This is a genomic window from Achromobacter sp. 1011791174 (assembly GCF_059760925.1).
Map to the genome: position 1 here is coordinate 1 of NZ_JCBANH010000183.1, position 3,558 is coordinate 3,558.

General features: G+C 66.8%; 5 protein-coding genes. 3 read left to right on the forward strand and 2 right to left on the reverse strand.

What is annotated here, in order from left to right:
• Positions 1–14 precede the first annotated feature (14 nt).
• A complete protein-coding gene (gene phnD / locus AC6LJ5_RS30050) occupies positions 15–1,001 on the reverse strand; it encodes a phosphonate ABC transporter substrate-binding protein (protein WP_103275823.1) in 987 nt (328 codons plus the stop codon).
• 30 nt (positions 1,002–1,031) lie between these two features.
• Positions 1,032–1,871 carry a phosphonate ABC transporter ATP-binding protein gene (phnC, locus tag AC6LJ5_RS30055; RefSeq protein ID WP_498142426.1) on the reverse strand — a complete coding sequence of 280 codons (840 nt, stop codon included), beginning with the start codon at positions 1,869–1,871 and terminating at the stop codon, positions 1,032–1,034.
• Between the two features lie 203 nt (positions 1,872–2,074).
• Between phnC and AC6LJ5_RS30060 the strand changes: the two genes are divergently transcribed.
• The 3 genes from AC6LJ5_RS30060 (at position 2,075) to AC6LJ5_RS30070 (ending at position 3,504) form a co-directional block, all read left to right on the forward strand.
• Positions 2,075–2,494 carry a GFA family protein gene (locus tag AC6LJ5_RS30060; protein WP_392411978.1) on the forward strand — a complete coding sequence of 140 codons (420 nt, stop codon included), beginning with the start codon at positions 2,075–2,077 and terminating at the stop codon, positions 2,492–2,494.
• Positions 2,495–2,606: 112 nt separating this feature from the next.
• The gene (locus AC6LJ5_RS30065) at positions 2,607–2,972 is read left to right on the forward strand and encodes an ArsR/SmtB family transcription factor (RefSeq protein WP_103275825.1); all 366 of its coding nucleotides are present in this window, start codon (positions 2,607–2,609) and stop codon (positions 2,970–2,972) included.
• A complete protein-coding gene (locus AC6LJ5_RS30070) occupies positions 2,965–3,504 on the forward strand; it encodes an SRPBCC family protein (RefSeq protein WP_103275826.1) in 540 nt (179 codons plus the stop codon). Before AC6LJ5_RS30065 ends, AC6LJ5_RS30070 begins: the two co-directional genes overlap by 8 nt.
• The last annotated feature ends 54 nt before the right edge of the window (positions 3,505–3,558 follow it).

Consider the following 3,558-nt stretch of genomic DNA (forward strand, 5'->3'; position numbering starts at 1 on the left):
CCCCCCGCCAGCGCTTACTGCTTGGCGGTAGGTTGACCCAGGTCCGCCAGCTTGCGATCCAGCTCCGCCAGCTGCTTCTGCTTTTCGGCCTGGCCCAGCGTGGTGTCGGCCTCGACCTTGGCCTTGGCGCGCGCCAGCTCGATCTGGCGGATCGGCACCAGCTGCTGATCGTCGGACGCGCGGAAGCCCTTGTAGGTCAGCGCCTTCAGGTTGGCCAGTTCGCGCTCGGCGTCCTTGCCCTTGCCGTAGTTGACGAAGAAGTCGCGGATGCGGACCTTCAGATCGGCCGGCAGATCCTTGCGCATGACCAGCGGATCCGCCGGAATCAGCGGCGACTTCCACAACACGCGCACGCGCTCGTTGGCGTCCTTGCCGGTGCTAATGCGATAGCGTTCCAGCGACTCGGTGTTGTTGACGGCCACGTCCACCTGCTTGTTGATCACCGACAGCAGGTTGGCTTCGTGGTTGCTGGCGCGCACGGTCTTGAAGAAGGTCTTGGGCTCGATCTTGTTGGCGGCCCACAGGTAATAGCCCGGCACTGCGGTGCCGGACGTGGAGTTGGGATCGCCCGCGCCGTAGCTCAGGCTGGCGCCGCGCTTGAGCACGTCGTCCAGCGTCTTCAGGTCGCTGTCCTTGTTGACGATCAGCAGCGACCAGTAGCCCGGGTTGCCGTCCTTGTCGATGACCGAGGCGAACACCTCGCCGTTGGCGCGGTCCACCGCCTCGATGGCCGACTTGTTGCCATACCAGGCCATCTGCACCTTGTTGAAGCGCATGCCTTCGATGATGCCGGCGTAGTCGGAGGCGAAGAAAGGCTTGACCGGCACGCCGATGGCGCGGCTCAGGTCGTCGATCACGGGCTGCCAGACCTGCTTCTGGTTGGACGAGGACTCGGTGGAAATGATGCCGAAGTTCAGGGTCTTGCCGTCCTGCGCGGCCGCGGGCAGCGCGGCGGCGGCGAGGATGGCGCCGATGAAGGTGATGGCGGTTCTGCGTAGCATGAAGGGCTCCGGGTGAAAAAGTGAATGCGCTCAGGCGGCGACCAGGCGGGCAAGCGGCGCCAATCCCGGCATGGCGGGAGCGGCGATGGCGGCTTCGGGCAGCAGTTCGCTGAGCTCAGAGCCGTACAGCTCGCTCAGCATGGCCGGCGTCAGGTTGGCGCTGGGGCCGTCGTAGACGACCTTGCCGTGGCGCAGCGCGACCACGCGCGGGCAATAGCGCAGCGCCACGTCGACCTGGTGCAGCGACACCACCACGGCCACCTTGCGGCTGCGGTTGATCTGCGCCAGCGTGTCCATCACGCGGCGCGAGGATTCGGGATCCAGCGAGGCGATCGGCTCGTCGGCCAGGATGACGCGGGCGTTCTGCACCAGCGTGCGCGCGATGGCGGCGCGCTGCTGCTGGCCGCCGGACAGGGTCGAGGCGCGCTGGAATGCATAGTCGTCTATACCAACTTGGGCAAGCGCGTCCAGGCCGGCGCGGACTTCGTCGCGCCGGAACCAGCGCGTCAGGCTGCGCCACAGCGGCACGCGCGGCAGCATGCCGGTCAGTACGTTGGTGATCACCGGCAGGCGGCCCACCAGATTGAACTGCTGGAACACGAAGCCGATACTGGCGCGCGCGCCTCGCACCTGCCGGCTGAGCTTGCCGCGACGCTGGATCAGCTGGCCATTGACCGTGACGCTGCCCGAGGCCGCGTCGCCCGCGACGAAACCGGCCAGATGGCGCAGCAGCGTCGACTTGCCGGAACCGGACGCGCCCAGCAAGGCGACCATTTCGCCGTCGGCCACCTGCAGACTGACATCGTCCAGCGCCTTGGCGCCGGCATGGAAGGATTTGCTCAGGCCCTGCACGTCGATGGCGTAATTCATCGCGACCCCCTTGATGTGTTCGTCGATGTCGGCATTCTGTTTTTGGGGCATGACAGCGCGATGACCCGAAGATGGAAACAATTGGCCGAAAATCGGGGTCAGGCAACCGACTGAAAGACTCTTGTCATTTGCCGCCACGCCGGCGCCGCGCGCCGCGGGTATATTCGAAGACGTGCCCTTACACACCTGAGCGAGGCGACATCATGATCAAAGGTTCCTGCCTCTGCGGCCGCGTGGCCTATGAAATCGCCGGCCCGCTCACCGACGTCGTCAATTGCCATTGCGGCATGTGCCGCAAGGCGCACGGCGCCGCCTTCCGCACCCGCGCCACGGTCCAGGCCGCCGACTTCAAATGGACGCGCGGCGAGAACCACATCACCTGGTATTGCTCATCGCCGGGCAACTATCGCGGCTTCTGCGAGGCCTGCGGCACGCCCTTGCTGAGCCGCCTGGACCAGACGCCGGAGGTCTATGGACTGCCGCTGGGCGCGCTGGACGATGATCCCGGCGTGCGGCCATCGGCGCACTGCCACGTGGCCGACCGCGCGCCCTGGTTCGAGATCACCGACGACCTGCCCAGGCATGACGGCGCGCTGGAAGCGGCGGCGGAATCCAATCCCTAGCGGCCTCGCCGCGATGCGGGTCTGCCCGACCGCGCAGGGCTCAGGCGCCATTTACAAATTAATTCAACCAAACGGTTGAGCTTGCGACTCAGCTTCCGCTATATTCAACCTTATGGTTGAATCTCTCCCCGCCCCCGATCTGGATGCCGTGTTCCGCGCCCTGGCCGATCCCACGCGCCGGGACATGCTGCGCAGCCTGTCGCAGGGCGACCTGACCATCGGCGAGCTGGCAGCGCCCCTGCGCATGAGCTTCGCCGGCGCCTCCAAGCATGTGCAGGCCCTGGAGCGCGCGGGACTGATCCGGCGGTCGATCCGCGGCCGCAACCACGTCTGCAGCCTGAATCCCGAACCCATGGCCGAGGCCATGCAATGGCTGCGCTTTTATGAACGATTCTGGTCGGACAAGCTGGACGCGCTGGAAACCGCGCTGCTGGCGAACCCGCGTCCGACACCGCAAACAGGAGAAAGCCATGAATGACCACGGCACCGTGCTGGACCCCGCCACCATCCGCTTCCAACGCCTGCTGCCTGCCGATATCGAAACGGTCTGGGCGTACCTGACCGAATCCGACAAGCGCGGCCAGTGGCTGGCCAGCGGCGACATGGAGCTGCGGGTGGGCGGCGGCGTCACGCTGCGGTTCCTGCACAATCAGCTCTCATCGGTGGACGAGCCCACGCCCGAGCCCTTCCGCGCCTATGAAAACGGCGTGACCACGCAAGGCGTGATCACGCGCTGCGAGCCGCCGCGTGCGCTGGCCTACACCTGGGGCGGCTCGCCCGGGCAGCCGTCGGAAGTCCTGTTCGAACTGAAGGCCCAAGACAAGGGAACGCTGCTGACGCTGACCCACCGCAAGCTGGCCGACCGCGCCGCCATGGTCGACGTGGCCGCAGGCTGGCATGCCCATCTGCGCGTGCTGTCGGCCCGGCTGGAAGGCCGCCAGCCCGGCCCGTTCTGGTCCGCCCTGGAAACGCTGTCGCAAGACTACGAAACTCACGTTCCGGGCGCCTGACGCCGGCGCGTCGCCAGCCCGGCGCCCTGTATCGCGCCGGCGGGCCTGGGGGGG

What these genes read in the sequence shown, in the direction of transcription:
- AC6LJ5_RS30060 (WP_392411978.1), top strand. Translation starts at nt 2,075, where the DNA reads ATGATCAAAGGTTCCTGCCTCTGCGGCCGCGTGGCCTATGAAATCGCC.
- AC6LJ5_RS30070 (WP_103275826.1), top strand. Translation starts at nt 2,965, where the DNA reads ATGAATGACCACGGCACCGTGCTGGACCCCGCCACCATCCGCTTCCAA.
- phnC (WP_498142426.1), bottom strand. Translation starts at nt 1,871, where the DNA reads ATGAATTACGCCATCGACGTGCAGGGCCTGAGCAAATCCTTCCATGCC.
- phnD (WP_103275823.1), bottom strand. Translation starts at nt 1,001, where the DNA reads ATGCTACGCAGAACCGCCATCACCTTCATCGGCGCCATCCTCGCCGCC.
- AC6LJ5_RS30065 (WP_103275825.1), top strand. Translation starts at nt 2,607, where the DNA reads ATGGTTGAATCTCTCCCCGCCCCCGATCTGGATGCCGTGTTCCGCGCC.